Source organism: Phycicoccus sp. Soil803 (assembly GCF_001429685.1).
Lineage (GTDB): Bacteria > Actinomycetota > Actinomycetes > Actinomycetales > Dermatophilaceae > Pedococcus.
Map to the genome: position 1 here is coordinate 451,669 of NZ_LMST01000001.1, position 15,401 is coordinate 467,069.

The 15,401-nt window shown below is 71.9% G+C and carries 15 protein-coding genes and 1 pseudogene; 11 read left to right on the forward strand and 5 right to left on the reverse strand.

The genetic code is table 11. The annotated features are described in order from the left end of the window. The first annotated feature begins 2 nt into the window (after positions 1–2). A complete protein-coding gene (locus tag ASG95_RS02085) occupies positions 3–1,661 on the forward strand; it encodes an MFS transporter (protein WP_235543247.1) in 1,659 nt (552 codons plus the stop codon). Between the two features lie 68 nt (positions 1,662–1,729). On the opposite strand, the gene ASG95_RS02090 is transcribed toward ASG95_RS02085, so the two are convergent. After that, on the reverse strand, positions 1,730–2,587 hold the full coding sequence (locus ASG95_RS02090; RefSeq protein WP_057376386.1) for an alpha/beta fold hydrolase: 858 nt from the start codon (positions 2,585–2,587) through the stop codon (positions 1,730–1,732). A 104-nt stretch (positions 2,588–2,691) separates the two neighbouring features. After that, positions 2,692–3,477: an exodeoxyribonuclease III gene (locus ASG95_RS02095; protein ID WP_056921976.1), complete on the reverse strand. Its 786-nt coding sequence runs from the start codon at positions 3,475–3,477 to the stop codon at positions 2,692–2,694. Positions 3,478–3,514: 37 nt separating this feature from the next. Here ASG95_RS02095 and ASG95_RS02100 point away from each other — a divergent pair, with 37 nt between their 5' ends. Next, complete coding sequence (locus tag ASG95_RS02100; protein ID WP_057376387.1) at positions 3,515–4,282, forward strand: SDR family oxidoreductase; 768 nt, start codon at positions 3,515–3,517, stop codon at positions 4,280–4,282. 43 nt (positions 4,283–4,325) lie between these two features. Here the strand turns inward: ASG95_RS02100 and ASG95_RS02105 are convergent, their stop codons facing one another. Further along, positions 4,326–5,288, reverse strand: coding sequence for a DUF3500 domain-containing protein (locus tag ASG95_RS02105; RefSeq protein WP_057378674.1), 963 nt, complete (start codon positions 5,286–5,288; stop codon positions 4,326–4,328). A gap of 126 nt (positions 5,289–5,414) precedes the next feature. Between ASG95_RS02105 and pyrE the strand changes: the two genes are divergently transcribed. The 9 genes from pyrE (at position 5,415) to ASG95_RS02145 (ending at position 12,599) form a co-directional block, all read left to right on the forward strand. Further along, complete coding sequence (gene pyrE, locus ASG95_RS02110; protein WP_056921979.1) at positions 5,415–5,969, forward strand: orotate phosphoribosyltransferase; 555 nt, start codon at positions 5,415–5,417, stop codon at positions 5,967–5,969. 46 nt (positions 5,970–6,015) lie between these two features. After that, positions 6,016–6,705 carry a LemA family protein gene (locus tag ASG95_RS02115; RefSeq protein WP_057376388.1) on the forward strand — a complete coding sequence of 230 codons (690 nt, stop codon included), beginning with the start codon at positions 6,016–6,018 and terminating at the stop codon, positions 6,703–6,705. A 189-nt stretch (positions 6,706–6,894) separates the two neighbouring features. After that, on the forward strand, positions 6,895–7,785 hold the full coding sequence (locus tag ASG95_RS02120; RefSeq protein ID WP_057376389.1) for an ABC transporter ATP-binding protein: 891 nt from the start codon (positions 6,895–6,897) through the stop codon (positions 7,783–7,785). Beyond that, positions 7,782–7,916: a hypothetical protein gene (locus ASG95_RS22190; protein WP_255358310.1), complete on the forward strand. Its 135-nt coding sequence runs from the start codon at positions 7,782–7,784 to the stop codon at positions 7,914–7,916. The genes ASG95_RS02120 and ASG95_RS22190 overlap by 4 nt, the downstream gene beginning before the upstream one ends. After that, positions 7,885–8,592, forward strand: a complete 708-nt coding sequence (locus ASG95_RS02125; protein ID WP_235543249.1) for an ABC transporter permease — start codon at positions 7,885–7,887, stop codon at positions 8,590–8,592. The genes ASG95_RS22190 and ASG95_RS02125 overlap by 32 nt, the downstream gene beginning before the upstream one ends. Positions 8,593–8,599: 7 nt before the next feature. Beyond that, positions 8,600–9,829, forward strand: a complete 1,230-nt coding sequence (locus ASG95_RS02130) for a sensor histidine kinase (protein ID WP_057376390.1) — start codon at positions 8,600–8,602, stop codon at positions 9,827–9,829. Beyond that, the gene (locus ASG95_RS02135; protein ID WP_057376391.1) at positions 9,826–10,452 is read left to right on the forward strand and encodes a response regulator transcription factor; all 627 of its coding nucleotides are present in this window, start codon (positions 9,826–9,828) and stop codon (positions 10,450–10,452) included. Before ASG95_RS02130 ends, ASG95_RS02135 begins: the two co-directional genes overlap by 4 nt. 163 nt (positions 10,453–10,615) lie before the next feature. After that, entirely contained in the window at positions 10,616–11,098 is a 483-nt protein-coding gene (locus tag ASG95_RS02140) for a hypothetical protein (RefSeq protein WP_057376392.1), read from the forward strand. Continuing rightward, a complete protein-coding gene (locus ASG95_RS02145) occupies positions 11,088–12,599 on the forward strand; it encodes a multicopper oxidase family protein (RefSeq protein WP_235543251.1) in 1,512 nt (503 codons plus the stop codon). Before ASG95_RS02140 ends, ASG95_RS02145 begins: the two co-directional genes overlap by 11 nt. Positions 12,600–12,826: 227 nt before the next feature. Here ASG95_RS02145 and ASG95_RS02150 read toward each other — a convergent pair. Continuing rightward, positions 12,827–13,318 (reverse strand): annotated as a pseudogene (locus ASG95_RS02150) (DedA family protein); the annotation flags it as partial. 134 nt (positions 13,319–13,452) lie between these two features. Then, positions 13,453–15,384 (reverse strand): translation factor GTPase family protein, encoded by a 1,932-nt coding sequence (locus ASG95_RS02155; RefSeq protein WP_057376394.1) that lies wholly within the window; start codon positions 15,382–15,384, stop codon positions 13,453–13,455. Positions 15,385–15,401: the final 17 nt, after the last annotated feature.

Below are 15,401 nucleotides of genomic sequence, written 5' to 3' on the forward strand. Positions count from 1 at the left end.
CGTTGCTCGCCACGGCCTCCGTGGCGGTGGCGCTGGCCGCGGCCGACACCTATGTCGTGGTGCTGGCCCTGACGGACATGATGACCGGGGTCGGCCTCGGCATCGACGCGCTCCAGAAGGCGACCCCTATCATCTCCGGGTTCCTGCTCGGCTACATCGCCGTGCTGCCGCTGATTGGTCGACTGGCGGATCTCGTTGCGCGGCAACGGATCCTGGTCGCCTGCCTGATGATCTTCGTCGTGGGGTCGGCCATCACGGCGCTGGCCGTCGAGCTGCCGGTGCTGGTGACCGGACGAGTGCTGCAGGGCATCGGTGGTGGGGGTCTGGTGCCCGCGACGCTGGCCATCGTGGCCGACCTCTGGCCGGCCGAGCGCCGCGGCACACCGCTGGGTGTCGTGGGGGCCGTGCAGGAGGTCGGCAGCGTCCTCGGGCCGGTCTTCGGCGCCGCGGTCCTGGCGGTCTCCGACTGGCGGATGATCTTCTGGCTCAACGTGGTCGCGGGCCTGGCCCTGGCCGCCGTCGCCGTCGCCGTGGGAGGGCAGCCGCTGCGGCGACCACGCGGCATACCCCTCGCGCTGGGCGCGCTGGCGCTGTTCGTGGGCGGGCTCGCGCTGGCCGCGCCGGCCCGGCTCGCGACGGACGTCACGCTGGGGGTGCCGTTCGTCCCCTTCGGCGACTCGACGTCGCGGGTGCTGACCCCGATCGGCCTGGTGGCGCTGGCCCTGGTCGTGGCCCTGGTGGTGGTGACCGCGCCGCGGTGGTGGGGTCTCCTGCGACGGGCCGACCTGCCCGGCGCGGTGCTGCTCGGCCTGGCCCTGGGCAGCGTCGTCCTCACCTTCGCCGCCAGCGACCCCGAGCGCGAGGTGCTCGGTCCCCTCGGGTTCGCGCTGCTGCCGGTTGGCGCGGTCGCCCTCGGCCTCTACCTCTGGCGGCACCGCACCACCGCCGAGCCGTTGGTCGCTCGTGGCGTCGTCCGCGGCCGGGCCCGCACCGCGCTCGTCGTCAGCCTGATGGTGGGGGCGGCGCTGGTCGCGGTGATCGTCAACGTGCCGGTGCTCGCCCGGCTGACCCTGACCGACTCGCAGACGGTCGCGGCCTTCGTGCTCGTGCGCTTCCTGCTGGCCGTGCCCGTCGGGGCGTTGCTCGGCGGCTGGTCACTGCGGCGGTGCGGTGACGGGCTGGTCAGTGGTGTCGGACTGCTGGTGGCCACCGCCGGCCTCCTCGTCATGAGTGGCTGGGAGGACGGCTCGCTCGACGGACCGATGGCCACGGTGGTCCTCGTGCTCGTGGGTCTCGGCATCGGGCTGGCGCTGGCCCCGGTCAACAACGCCGCCCTGGCCGATGCACCGGCCGACGCCCACGGGGTCGCGTCCGCCCTGGTGGTCGTCGCGCGCATGGTCGGGATGGTCGTCGGGCTCGCGCTGCTCACCGCGATCGGGCTGCACCGTTACTACGAGACCGTGGCCGCCCTGCCCGACCAGACCGACACCAAGGCATTGCTGGCGGCCGGCATCGTGCAGGTGCAGACGGTGTTCCTCGGCGCAGCCGTCGCAGCGCTGCTCGGCGCGGTCGCCTCGCTCGGCCTCGGGCTGCGGCGGCGACCGGCGGACGACCACGGTGCGCCGTCCGGCTCGCCACTGAGCACGGTCCGGCTCGGCTGACCTCCACGCTGGTCGTTCGCCGGCGGCGCTTGGCGGCGACGTGCGGCGACACGTGCGCGACGGGCCGGTCAGCGGGCCCGGCCGGGGACTGCCGCGTCCAGCACGGACTGGACCGCATCGACGACCTCGTCGGTGGCCTCGTACATCAGCATGTGGCCGCGCCCGGGCAGCTCGCGCAGCTCGGCGTGCGGCACCAGCTCCCCCAGCCGGTGCGCGTGACGGGGAGGTGTGAGCTTGTCGCGGTCCCCCACGAGCACGAGCGTCGGTATGCCGCGCAGTGCCTCGAGCGCCTCGCTCTCGTCGTGCTCGCCGAGGGCACCGAAGAAGCGGCCCATCGTCGGCAGCGACGTCCTGGCCACCATGTCGCGGGTCAGCTGCACGTGGGCCGGGTCGGGGTCGACGCCGAACAGCAGGCGGCGCTGGCCGTTGCGGGTCACGAACCGTCCCGCGGGGATCCGCGGCAGCCGCGCGGCGAGGGCCATGGCCTTCGCCTCGACAGCGCCCAGCCGGTTCGCGAGGTCGTCGGCGCTGGTCGACACCAGCACGACACCCCCCACCCGGGAGCGGAAGTCGTCCGTGTGCAGCCCGGCATACGCCATCACGGTCATGCCGCCCATGGAGTGCCCGCCCAGGACGACGGGTCCGTGTGGGGCCACCACGTCGAGTACGGCGGCGAGGTCGTCGCCCAGCATCCGCACGGAGGCCGCACCGCGCAGCGGGCTCGACTCGCCGTGCCCGCGCTGGTCATAGGTCACCACGCGCACCCCGGCAGCCACGAGCGGGCCGACGACCGGCAGCCAGGACTCGCGGGTGAGCGTCCAGCCGTGGGCCAGCACGACGGTGGGTCGGTCCTTCGCCCCGGCGTGCTCCTGAACCCGCAGCAGGGTCCCGTCGTCGGTGGCGACGGTGAAGGTGCGGGGGTTCATGCCGCCATTATTACCGACGGTAAGTTCTGGCGACCGCACCGCCCGACCGCGGCCCCCTCCCGCAACCTGAGCACCCTCAGGGGCGCCCAGGGGGCGGGTCGGGGTCAGTCGTCGAGCTGGACCACGACGGGCGCGTGGTCGGAGGCGCCCTTGCCCTTGCGCTCCTCGCGGTCGATGGCCGCCCCGCTGACCCGGTCGGCGAAGGCCGGCGTGCCGAGGATGAAGTCGATCCGCATGCCCCGGCGCTTCTGGAAGGCGAGCCGCGTGTAGTCCCAGTAGGTGAAGGTGCCCGGCTCCGAGGTGTGCGGCCGCACCACGTCGACGAACCCGGTGTCGAGGATCGCCTGGAAGGCGGCCCGCTCACCGGGGGAGACGTGGCTCTTGTCGAGGTAGTACTCCATCGACCAGACGTCCTCGTCCTGCGGCGCGATGTTCCAGTCCCCCATGATCGCGGCCGTCTCGCCCGCGTCGACGGACCGCTGCGCGAGGTCCCGCAGGCGGGCCAGCCAGTCGAGCTTGTAGACCATGTGGGGGTCCTCGATCTGGCGGCCGTTCGGCACGTAGACGGAGGTGACCCGGACCCCACCGCAGGTCGCCGTCAGCGCCCGGGCCTCGACGACCGGTGGGTCGCCCCACGCGGGCGCGTCGGCGAACGACGGGGTGACGTCCTCGATGCCGACCCGGGACACGATCGCCACGCCGTTCCAGTGGTTCAGGCCGTGGTGGGCGACCTCGTAGCCGAGGGCCGCCAACCGGTCGAACGGGAACTGCGCGTCGGTGGCCTTGGTCTCCTGGATGGCGAGGACGTCGACGTCACTGCGTTGCAGCCAGGCCTCCACGCGGTCGATGCGGGAGCGGATCGAGTTGACGTTCCAGGTGGCAATACGCACGCAGGCAACCCTATGCGGACCGGCCTACAGTGGCGTCATGAGCACTGCCCTCGTCACCGGAGCCACGGCCGGCATCGGCCTGTCCTTCGCCCACCTCCTCGCGGAGCGCGGGCACGACGTGGTGCTCGTCGCCCGTGACCGGCCACGGCTGGAGAACGTCTCGGACGAGCTGCAGGCGAAGTACGGCGTCGCCACCGAGATCCTCGTGGCCGACCTGTCCGACCGGGCCGAGACCGGCAAGGTCGCCGAGCGGGTCGCCGACCGGGCCAGGCCCGTCGACCTCCTCGTGAACAACGCCGGCTACTCCCTCAAGGGGTCGTTCCTGCGCCACGACGTGACCCAGGAGGAGGCCAACTTCGACGTCCTCTGCCGGGCGGTCCTCGTGTTGTCCCACGCCGCCGGCAACGCCATGCGTGAGCGGGGCCACGGGGCCATCGTCAACGTCTCGTCGGTCGCGTCGTTCATCACCTCGGGCACCTACTCGGCCAACAAGGCCTACGTCACCGTCTTCACCGAGGGGCTGGCCGCCGAGCTGAAGGGCAGCGGGGTCACGGCGACCGTGCTCTGCCCCGGCTTCACCCACACCGAGTTCCACCAGCGCGCCGACATCGACATGACGAGCATCCCCGACTTCCTGTGGCTCGACGCCGACCGGCTGGTGCGTGACTGCCTCGACGACGTCGCCAAGGGCCGCGTCGTCTCCGTGCCGTCGCCCCAGTACAAGGCGATCGTGGCGGCGTTGCGCGTCGTGCCCCGCTCGCTCGTCCGGCGTCGCGCCGGCAGCGTCCACCGTCCCGGGAAGTGACTCGGGTGCCGCGTGGCCCAGCCACGCGGCACACCTCACGAGCTCAGTGGTGACCGCTCGCGTAGTGCCGGGCCAGCAGGTCGCCGCCCCAGTCGTCGGTGAGGTCGCGCCACACGCTGTGGATGTGGTTGGCGCCGTCCTGCGTGTTGTCGTACTCGAGCAGGAACGTCGGGCCGAGCGCCGAGTAGTAGTGCCCCTGGCCGGGACTCGTCCCACCGGCCCACGCGAAGCGGATCGCGTCGAGCCCGGCGCGGTCGGCTGCCGCCCACGCCGCGGCCGCCGCGTCCTCGGGGGTGCGGTCGAAGTAGTGCCGCACCAGGCGGTGCAGGCGATCCTGCTGCGCGGGGGTCAGGTCCCCGTGGCTGATCCCGGCGCCGATGCGGGTCGGGTCGGCCACCGGGTCGTGGCGGGTCAGCACGTCGGCGGGTGCGGTGGCCGAGGTGATGGCTTCCCTCCGCTGTGGCTCGTCGAGCGAGGCGAGCAGCTCGCGGGCCAGGTCCTCCTCGGCGGTCAGCACCCGCAGCCCCTGGTGCGGGCCGGTGGGCACCCGCGCGGGTTCGGACCCGAAGAAGCTCGGTGTCACGGTGAGCTCGCCACCGGCGACCGTGACGTGGACGGCCAGGTGGTGGCCGTTGACCCGCCAGGCCCACACGCCGGTCGACGGGTCGCCGAACACCCGGAACCAGAACCGGTCGTCGCCCGGCCGGGGATCGCCGCCACCCAGCTGCCTGCGGATCAGGTCGAGCTCGATGACGGCCCGCGCGGTCTGTGCGCCGCCGGCGCTGCACCCGGTGTCGAGCAGGGCCAGGGCTGCGTCCCGCTGCGTGCCGGTGAGCTCGCCGAGCACCAGGCCCGCACGGGGGCCGGGCAGGTAGGACCACTCGCGGAAGGCCGGGTCGCCGAGGTCGGCGGCGAGCGCCTCCCGCTGCTCGGGCCCGAGCGAGTCAACGAGGCGGGAGGCGGCGTCTGCCATGCGGCTGGTGAGCTGCGGCGAGGTCGTGGCCATGTCCTTCACCCTAGGCAGCCGGGGCGTCCTCGCAAGGTGTGCAAGGGGCGTCGCCCCGGAGCCTCGGTATGCCGCGTGGCCGGCCACGCGGCATACCCCACCGCCTGCTCGGTAGGCTCACGAACCGTGACCGACACCTCCGCCGCCCGCGCCCGCCTGCTCGACATCATCAAGGAGAAGGCCATCGTGCACGGCCGGGTGACGCTGTCGTCCGGCAAGGAAGCCGACTACTACGTCGACCTGCGCCGCATCACCCTCGACGGCGAGGCGTCGCCCCTCGTCGGGATCGTCATGCGGGACCTCATCGCCGACCTGGACTACGACGCCGTGGGCGGGCTGACCCTGGGTGCCGACCCGGTCGCCACCGCGATCCTGCATGCCAGCGCGGCCGCGGGCGATCGCAAGGACGCGTTCGTCGTGCGCAAGGCCGGCAAGGCGCACGGCCTCCAGCAGCGCATCGAGGGGCCGTCGATCGAGGGTCGCCGCGTGGTGGTGGTCGAGGACACCACGACCACGGGCAACTCGCCGATCGACGCGGTGGAGGCGGCTCGCGAGGCCGGCGCCGAGGTCGTGGCCATCGCGACCATCGCCGACCGGGCGACCGGTGCGGGTGAGCGCTTCGCGGACGCGGGGATCGAGTACCGCTTCGTCTACGGCCTCGACGAACTCGGTCTGGCCTAGGCTGCACTGCAGAACGAGACCGCCGCACAAGACAAGGGGTTCGCTCATGTGGGTCTGGATCATCATCGCCGTCGTGCTCGTCCTGGTCGCGCTGTGGGCGGTCGGCGTCTACAACGGGCTGATCAAGCTGCGCAACCTCGTGCAGGAGGCCTGGCGCCAGATCGACGTCGAGCTCAAGCGGCGCCATGACCTGATCGGCAACCTCGTCGAGACGGTCAAGGGCTACGCCGCCCACGAGCGCGGCACCCTCGAGGACGTCATGAAGGCGCGGTCGGCCGCGATGGCGGGTGGCCAGAGCCCTGCCCAGCAGGCGCAGTCCGAGGGGCTGCTGAGCCAGGCGCTCGGCCGCCTCATCGCCGTCGCCGAGGCCTACCCCGACCTCAAGGCCAACCAGAACTTCCTGGCCCTCCAGCAGGAGCTCACCTCCACCGAGGACCGGATCGCCTCCGCGCGGCGCTACTACAACGCCAACGTGCGCGAGCTGAACACCAAGGTCGAGACCGTGCCGTCCAACATCGTCGCGGGCCTGTTCAACATCGGCCGGGCGGAGTACTTCGAGGTCGAGGGTGAGGAGCGCGACCCGGTCAAGGTCGACTTCGGCCAGCGTGACGCGACCATCCCACCGCCCAGCGGGTATGCCGGGGGCACGCCAGCCGGCGCCCCCGCGACCCCGCCCGCTGCGGCCGAGCCCACGCCCACGCCTCCCGCCGAGACGCCTCCCCCCACCCAGCCCTGACCCAGTCACAGCTTTATCGGGTCTGGCAAGAACGTTGACCCTCGCACCGGTTCATAACCCGTGTGAGGGTCAACGTTGTCCCTAGACCCGATAAAGATGGGGCGGCGGGGGTGGGTCAACCGGATGGTGGACGGCGGGTCAACCGCGCGGGGCTGACGCGATCGCCCCGAGTGCGGGCAGGCTGGAGCCATGTCAGCACCCCAGGCACCGATCCGCGTCACCGACCTGCGCAAGACCTATGCCGACCGCGCCGCGGTCGACGGCATCGACCTGCAGATCGAACGCGGAGAGGTGTTCGCCCTCCTCGGCCCCAACGGCGCGGGCAAGACCACGACCGTCGAGATCCTCGAGGGCTTCCGCAAGCGTGACGGTGGCACCGTCTCGGTGCTCGGCGAGGACCCGCAGACGGCAGGGCTGGCCTGGCGCAACCGCCTCGGCATCGTGCTCCAGTCCACGACGGGGCTCGACCTCATCACCCCGCGCGAGGCCCTCGCCAGCACCGCGAAGGTCTACCGCAACCCCCGCGACGTCGACGAGGTGCTCGCCGCCGTCGGGCTCACCGACCAGGCCGGTGACCGGATCGGCAAGCTCAGCGGTGGCCAGCGCCGCCGCCTCGACGTGGGACTGGGCATCGTCGGCACCCCCGAGCTGCTCTTCCTCGACGAACCCACGACCGGGTTCGACCCCCAGGCCCGCCGCGACTTCTGGGAGCTGATCGGGTCGCTCGCGGACGGCGGGACCACGATCCTGCTGACCACCCACTACCTCGACGAGGCCGAGCAGCTGGCCGACCGGGTCGGCGTCATCGCCGCCGGTCGCATGCTCGCCGTCGACACCCCGGCCAACCTCGGTGGCCGGTCGTCCTCGCTGGCAACGGTGACCTGGGAGGACGCGGCCGGCACGCGGCATACCGAGCAGACGAGCACGCCGACCCAGCTCGTCTCCCGGCTCGGCGCGGAGCTCGGCGAGGTGCCAAAGCTGACCGTGACCCGGCCGTCGCTGGAGGACACCTACCTCTCCCTGATCGCACCGCACCTCGCCGCCACCGGCAGCGAGCCCGAGCTGGAGGTCGTCGCGTGAACGCCGTCGCCATCGGCTGGGACCGCACGGTCCTCGAGCTGAAGATGTACTTCCGCGAGAAGGAGGCGGTGTTCTTTCTCCTTCGTCTTCCCCATCCTCATGCTCAGCATGTTCTCGGTGATCTTCGGTGACAGCTTCGGCGACGGCGACGCCGAGGCCGCCGGGGTGAACGCAGCCCGGTTCTTCCTCCCGGGGATGGTCGCGGCCGGGGTGATGCTGACCAGCTTCCAGTCGATGGCCCTGAGCGTCGCGATCGAGCGGGACGACGGCACCCTCAAGCGCCTGCGGTCGACCCCGATGCCGCCGGTCGCCTACTTCCTCGGCAAGGTCGGGCTCGTGGCCAGCACCAGCCTCGCGCAGTTCGCCCTGCTCATCGCCGTCGCGAAGCTCGGGTTCGGGGTGCAGCTGCCCGGCGACGCCGGGAGCTGGGCGACCTTCGTGTGGGTGTTCCTGCTGGGTGTCGCGTCCGGCACCGTGCTCGGGATCGCCTTCGCCTCATTGGCTTCCTCGTCGCGTTCGGTCGGCGCCATCGTCATCGCGCCGACCCTCATCCTGCAGTTCATCTCGGGCGTCTACTTCGCCTTCACCGACCTGCCCGAGTGGCTGAAGCAGGTGGCGTCCCTCTTCCCGCTCAAGTGGATCGCCCAGGGCATGCGCTCGGTCTTCTTCCCCGACGACTGGCAGACCCGGGAGATGGCCGGCACCAAGGAGCACGGCCGCACCTCCCTCGTGCTGGCTGTCTGGCTGGTCGCCGGCCTGGTCGTGTGTGCCCGGACCTTCCGCTGGACCAAGCGCGGCACGACATGATGGTCCCGTGAGCACCGACGGCATCGGGCCCGCTGACTGCGGCTCGGAGCAGGGGTCGTCCTCGGACGACCTCGACGAGATGTGGCGCGGCCAGCTGCGTTGGTGGCACGGCCTGTTCGCCGTCCTCGTCGTGACGACCATCGTGGTGATGCTGGCGGAGGACCAGCAGTACCTCGTCTGGCGGATCGGGTGCGTGGTCGCCATCGGTGCCGCGTATGCCGTGTGGGGCCGCCGTGGCATGGGTGAGCGTGACGCGCGGGCCGGCCTCACCTACCTGGCCGTCGCGTGGGGGCTGATGATCGTCCTGCTGGCGTTGGACGGCACGGGCACGGCGTGGATCCTGTCCTTCGGGCTCTTCCCGCAGACCTGGGCGATCCTGCCCCGCAACAAGGCGGCCGTGACGGTGATCCTGGCCGTGGTCGGGATCGGGGTCGCGCGCCTCTGGCAGGGACCGCGCACCGGCGACGACTTCGTGGGGATCGCCATCAGCACGGTGATCATGCTGGTGCTGTCGCTGACCCTCGGCCTGTTCATCGACCGGATCATCAACGAGGCCGACACCCGCGCCCGCACCATCGACGAGCTCAAGCGCACCCAGGACGAGCTGGCCGCCGCCGAGCGCGCCCAGGGCGTCGCGGGAGAGCGCGAGCGGATCTCCCGCGAGATCCACGACACCCTCGCCCAGGGGTTCACGTCGGTCGTGACCCTCGCCCGGGCGACCGAGCTCGCCCTCGACCGTGGCGACCTGGCGGCGGTGCGCGAGCGGCTGCACCTGATCGAGCTGACCGCCGCCGACAACCTCTCGGAGGCCCGGCTCATCGTGGCCGAGATGACGCCCGGCCACCTGCAGTCCCGCACGCTGTCGGAGGCGCTGCAACGGCTGGTCGACGCGGTCTCGGCCGAGAGCGGCATGACGGGCACCCTGCGGGTGGAAGGTGAGCCGGTCGTGCTCCCTGCGAACTCCGAGGTCGTGCTGCTGCGGACCGCACAGGAGGGGCTGTCCAACGTGCGACGGCACTCCGGCGCCACGACGTTCGAGGTCGCGCTGTCCTACGAGCCGGACGGCCCCGTCGCGCTCGCGGTGTCCGACAACGGGATCGGCTTCGCACCCGGAGCCGAGGCGCGCGGCTACGGGCTCGACGGCGCGACCGCCCGGGCGGCCGAGGTGGGTGGGCGCTTCGACGTCGACAGCGCCCCCGGCGAGGGATCCAGGCTGAGGGTGGAGGTGCCCCGATGACGTTGCGGTTGTTGGTGGTCGACGACCACCCGGTGGTGCGGATGGGCCTGGTCGCGATGCTCTCGGAACACGCGGACTTCGAGGTCGTCGGCGAGGCCGCCGACGGCGCCGAGGCCGTGCTGCTCGCCGCGAGGCTCGCCCCGGACGTCGTGCTGATGGACCTGCGGATGCCCGTGATGGACGGCCCGGAGGCGACGGCCAAGATGCTGGCCAGTCCTCCCGCGCCGGCCGTGCTGGTGCTCACGACCTACGACACGGACGCCGACATCGTCCGCGCCGTCGAGGCCGGTGCCAACGGCTACCTGCTCAAGGACGCCCCTCGAGAGACCCTGGCCGACGCCATTCGTCGCGCGGCTCGTGGCGAGACCGTGCTCGCCCCGCCGGTCGTGGCGAGACTGGCGAGCCGGCTCCGCGCTCCCGCCACCCCGGCCCTGACCGACCGGGAAGCCCAGGTGCTCCAGTGCGTCGCCAAGGGGATGTCCAACGCGGAGGTGGGACGCGAGCTGCACATCGGCGAGGCGACCGTGAAGACCCACCTGCTCAGGGCCTTCGAGAAGCTCGGCGTGACCGACCGCACGGCGGCCGTCACCGCGGCATACAAGAGCGGGCAGATCGAGCTCTGAGCGAGCCGGCCGCCACCCCCACGGGTGAGTCGCACCGGTTTGGTCCGGTTCGTCCGGGCCACCTGCGCTAGTACCGGAAACCGGTCCCCTTCCGGGCCGATCCACGCCACCATGGGTGGTCGACGGGGTCCCGCACGGCCCCGCAGGGTGAGAGGGGTTCGCAATGCGCAAGGTCTACCGGGTACTCGCCTTCCTCGTGGCCATCGAGGTGGCGGTGCAGGCCATGTTCATCGTCTACGGCGACGCTGGACTGGGGCTGTGGGTCGACGACGGTGGGGTCGTGGACAAGGCGACGTTCGAGGACGCGATCGAGGGTGGGGCGGCTCCCTTCCCCGAGTTCCAGGCGTTCCTCCTCCACGGCATGAACGGCATGATGGTCATCCCGGCGCTGGCGCTGCTCCTGGTCATCTCGTCCTTCTTCGCCAAGGTGCCGCGCGGGATGGCGTTCGCCTTCGGCGTCCTCGCGCTGGTCGTGCTGCAGGTGACGCTGGGCCTCTTCGGCCACGCCGTCGCCGTCCTGGGCGCACTGCACGGGCTCAACGCCCTGGCGCTGTTCTCCGTGGCTGCCTGGACCGGCATCCGCTCGCGCTCGTCGGTGGTGGCGAGGCCAGCTGACAGCGAGTCCGCGCAGCGCGTTGCCGTCTGAGCCGACGGCAGGTCGGGGCAGTCGGCGAGCGCGCGTCCGCCTGGTCGCCGCGCTCGCCGCTGCCCTCGTGGTGCTGCTGCCGCTGGCCTGGCTGTGGGCGGCCAGCCTGGTGCCCGCGTCCTACTCCGTGATGACCATGGGCCTCGTCGACGTCGGCGGGGGCGCCGCCCTCGCCCACGGCCACCTGCCGGGCGCCGCTGGCGGGCGCGACGTCACGACCCTGGTCGAGCCCGACCAGGACTCCGCGGACGTCGAAGTGACCCTGACCGCGCGCCGGCAGAAGGTGACCGTTCCCGGCGGCCCGACGCTCACGGCATACACCCTGAACGGCACCACGCCCGGGCCCACGATCCGCGCCCAGGAAGGTGACCTCGTGCAGGTCACGCTGGTCAACGAGTCGGTGCCGGACGGCACCTCCCTGCACTGGCACGGCATCGACGTGCCGAACGCCGAGGACGGTGTGGCCGGCGTGACCCAGGACGCGGTCCCGATCGGCGGGCGGCACGTCTACCGGTTCCGGGCCATGCAGGTCGGCACGTACTGGTACCACTCGCACCAGGTGTCCCACGAGCAGGTCATCAAGGGTCTGCTCGGCGCCGTGGTGGTCACCCCGCGAGGGGGGATCGGCGGTGACGTCGACGTGGTCGGCCTGGCGCACCTGTATGCCGGTCGGCGGGCGGTGCAGGGACGCTCCGGTGACGTGCCGGTGGAGGTGCCCGCCGGGAAGACGGCGCGGGTGCGGATCATCAACACCGACAACGGGATCATGCCGGTGTGGGTGAGCGGTGCGACCTTCGAGGTCGCGGCGGTCGACGGCACCGACGTCAACCGGCCCACGCCGGTCGAGGGCGCCAAGGTGGCCCTCGCGGCCGGCGGGCGGGTCGACCTCAGGGTCCGGGTGCCTGCCTCCGGGGCCGCGGTCCGCGTCGAGATGGGCGGAGCCGCCCTCGTGCTCGGGCCGGCCGGGAGCGCCGCGCCCGCGACCCCTGCGATGCGCGCGCCGACCGGCGTCGTGGACCTGCTGACCTACGGCTCACCGGCACCGCTCGGGCTCGACGTGGACCACCCCGACCGGAGGTTCACCTACAGCATCGGCCGGCGTCCGGGGTTCGTGAACGGCAGGCCAGGCGTGCACTGGACCGTCAACGGCAAGATGTTCCCGGGTGCGCCGATGTTCATGGTCGCCGAGGGTGACGTCGCGGTCATGCACATCGACAACCACTCAGGCGAGACCCACCCGATGCACCTGCACGGTCACCACGTCGTGGTGCTCGCCCGCGACGGGGTCAAGGCCACCGGCAGCCCGTGGTGGACGGACAGCCTCGAGGTGGGCAACAACCAGACCTTCGATGTGGCCTTCGTCGCCGACAACCCGGGCATCTGGCTGGACCACTGCCACAACCTGCCGCACGCCAAGGAAGGGCTGACGGCCCACCTGATGTACGAAGGTGTGACCACCCGCTTCCGGCTGGGGCGAGACACCCCCAACACCCCGGAGTAGCTGCGCTTGCGGCTGTCGCAGACGGACCGTCAGACGCGGTCGTCGCGCAGGTCCTCCACGGCTTCGCCGGTCTCCTCGAGGATGGCCTCGGTGGCCGTGCGCCCACGACGCGCTCGGATGACCTCGACCGCCATCGGGATCACGGACACCGCCACGATCGCGAGGATGGCCACCTCGAGGTGGTCCTTGAGGACCGGGAACGCGTTGCCCAGGAAGTAGCCGAGCAGCGTGACGCCGGTCGCCCAGAGCGCCGCCCCCACACCGCTCCACACGAAGAAGTGGCGGCGGTCCATCCGACCCACCCCGGCGACGACGGTGATGAAGGTGCGCACGATCGGCACGAAACGGCCGAGCACGAGGGCCTTCGCGCCGTGCTTCTCGAAGAACGCGTGGGTCTCGTCGAAGTACTTCTTCTTGAGGAAACGGCCGTCACGCTCGTAGAGCGGAGCCCCCACGGCGCGGCCGATCTCGTAGCCGACGACATTGCCCGCGAAGGCCACCACCGTCAGGAGCAGGCAGGCCACCACGATGTTGATGTCGATCGACCCCTCCGCGATGAACAGCCCCACCGCGAACAGCAGCGAGTCGCCAGGGAGGATCGGGAAGAGCAGGCCGCACTCGATGAAGACGATGGCGGCGCTCACCCAGAAGAACTGGCTGCCGAAGCGTTCGAGCAGCCACTGGGGGTCCATCCAGTCAGGGCCGAGGGTGGGGGTCATCACGCGTCAAGGGTATGCCGTGGCGTCGGCACTGCCCGAATCCTCACCTGTGCGGACGCTGAGGCCCCGCCCCTCCCGAGTCTTTGATGGGTCGACCACACCAGGGTGGGGTCAACCCATCAAAGACCGGGGCCTCAGCCGGCCGGCCAGCTGCGCTGGATCCGCGACCAGTCCCCGATCTGAGCGAACGGGTCCGGCTGGGCGCGGCTGCGCTCGGCCGGGGCCCCGGTGGTCGGGGCGTAGTGGTCCAGCCCTGAGGTGAACACGCCCTCGCCACGGGTCAGGTGCGGGATGCGCTGCTGCACGCCGTGGACCGCGTCGGCCGGCACCTCCCCGACCAGCACGGCCGAGCGACCGCGCAGGGTCGTCTCCAGCGGCACGGCCCGGTGCCGGTTCAGCTCGCCCAACACCGAGCTGAGCGTGTCCTCCGGCACCTCGAGCTCGAACCGGTGCACGGGCGCGCAGACCACGGTGCCGGCCCGCACCAGGGCCTCGGCCAGCACCAGCCGGGTCAGGCTGCGGAAGTCCTGGGCGGTGCTCGACATCGCCTTGTCGAACGTCGCGTGCGCGTGGCTCTGCCGCGGGTAGTAGCCCGAGTGCGTCATCACGACCCGCGCGTCGGGGACGGCCCAGCCGTGCACGCCCTCCTCGAGCGTCGCCGCGATGCCCTCGCGCACGGCGGTGAAGAAGGCGGGCGGCATCGACCCGAGCTCGATCTCGAGGGCGAACTCGTGGCCCGCGCCCACCGGCAGCGGCTCGACGCGCAGCCCCACCTGCGCGAGGAACGGGTTGGGCGCCGTGCCGATGAGCTGGACGGCCGCGCCGGGAGCGACGACGCGCTCGACGCAGATGCTGGTCGTCGGCCGGAACGTCACCTCGATGCCGTACTCCTCGGCCAGCACCGCCGCGATGACCTCCTTCTGCACCTCGCCGTAGAGCGAGACGGCGATCTCCCGTCGGCCGTCGTCGCGACGCAGGTCGATGAGCGGGTCCTGGTCGGCGAGCTCGGTGAGCGCGGAGTACATCCCCACGACGTCGCTGAGCCGCACCGCGTCCACGACGGTCTCGAGGGTCGGCCGAGCGAACTGCGCGACTGCGCCAGGAGTCGCGCCAACCGGCCCGAACCGGTCACCGATGCGTGCCGACGACCATCCGGTCACTGCCGCGATCCGGCCGGCGGGCACCTCGTCGACACTCACCAGCCGGCCCCGGTCGAAGAGCCGCAGGCCGGTGACCTTCTCCGCCGCCCGCCCGTCGACCTCGACGCGGTCGCGCAGCCGCAGCGATCCCGAGCGCACCCGGGCCAGGACGGTGCGCCCACCCTCACCGCGGTCGACCTTGAAGACGGTGCCGCTCGGCGGCCCAGGAGTGCCGGACACGGCCGACGGGACGGGTGCCGCCACGGGGAGCAGGGTCGTGAGGGCGTCGAGCAGCTCGGTCACGCCCGCGCCGGTGATCGCGGACCCGAACAGCACGGGGTGGGCGGTCGCGCCGCGCACCGTGCTGCGCAGCTCGCCGAGCTCGGTGGTCCCCACCTCGAACGGCAGGTATGCCGCGCCGCGGGTGCCCGCGCCACTCACCTGCCCGAGGGCGAAGGCCTCCGGGCTGAGCCGGGTGGTCACCTCGCCGAGGACCCGGTCGGGGTCGGCTCCGGCGCGGTCGACCTTGTTGACGAAGAGGACGACGGGCAGGCCGAGACGCTGCAGGGCGCGCATCAGCACGAGGGTCTGCGCCTGCACCCCCTCGACCGCCGACACGACGAGCACCGCTGCGTCGAGCACGGTCAGCGCCCGCTCCACCTCGGCGATGAAGTCGGAGTGGCCTGGGGTGTCGATGAGGTTGACGGTCGTCGCCCGCCAGTCGAAGGAGACGACGGCAGACCGGATGGTGATGCCGCGCTGACGCTCCAGCGCCATGCTGTCGGTCTGCGTGTCGCCGGCGTCGACGCTGCCGGGGTGGTCGAGCACACCGGCCTCGAAGAGGACTCGTTCGGTCAGGCTGGTCTTGCCGGCGTCAACATGCGCGACGATCCCCAGGCAGAGGGTCTTCCTGCGTCCAGCTCGCACTGGCCTTCACATCCATT

Coding starts and splice junctions, on each gene's coding strand:
- ASG95_RS02090 (WP_057376386.1), bottom strand. CDS start 2,587: ATGAACCCCCGCACCTTCACCGTCGCCACCGACGACGGGACCCTGCTG.
- ASG95_RS02100 (WP_057376387.1), top strand. CDS start 3,515: ATGAGCACTGCCCTCGTCACCGGAGCCACGGCCGGCATCGGCCTGTCC.
- ASG95_RS02105 (WP_057378674.1), bottom strand. CDS start 5,288: ATGGCCACGACCTCGCCGCAGCTCACCAGCCGCATGGCAGACGCCGCC.
- ASG95_RS02115 (WP_057376388.1), top strand. CDS start 6,016: ATGTGGGTCTGGATCATCATCGCCGTCGTGCTCGTCCTGGTCGCGCTG.
- ASG95_RS02120 (WP_057376389.1), top strand. CDS start 6,895: ATGTCAGCACCCCAGGCACCGATCCGCGTCACCGACCTGCGCAAGACC.
- ASG95_RS02125 (WP_235543249.1), top strand. CDS start 7,885: ATGCTCAGCATGTTCTCGGTGATCTTCGGTGACAGCTTCGGCGACGGC.
- ASG95_RS02135 (WP_057376391.1), top strand. CDS start 9,826: ATGACGTTGCGGTTGTTGGTGGTCGACGACCACCCGGTGGTGCGGATG.
- ASG95_RS02140 (WP_057376392.1), top strand. CDS start 10,616: ATGCGCAAGGTCTACCGGGTACTCGCCTTCCTCGTGGCCATCGAGGTG.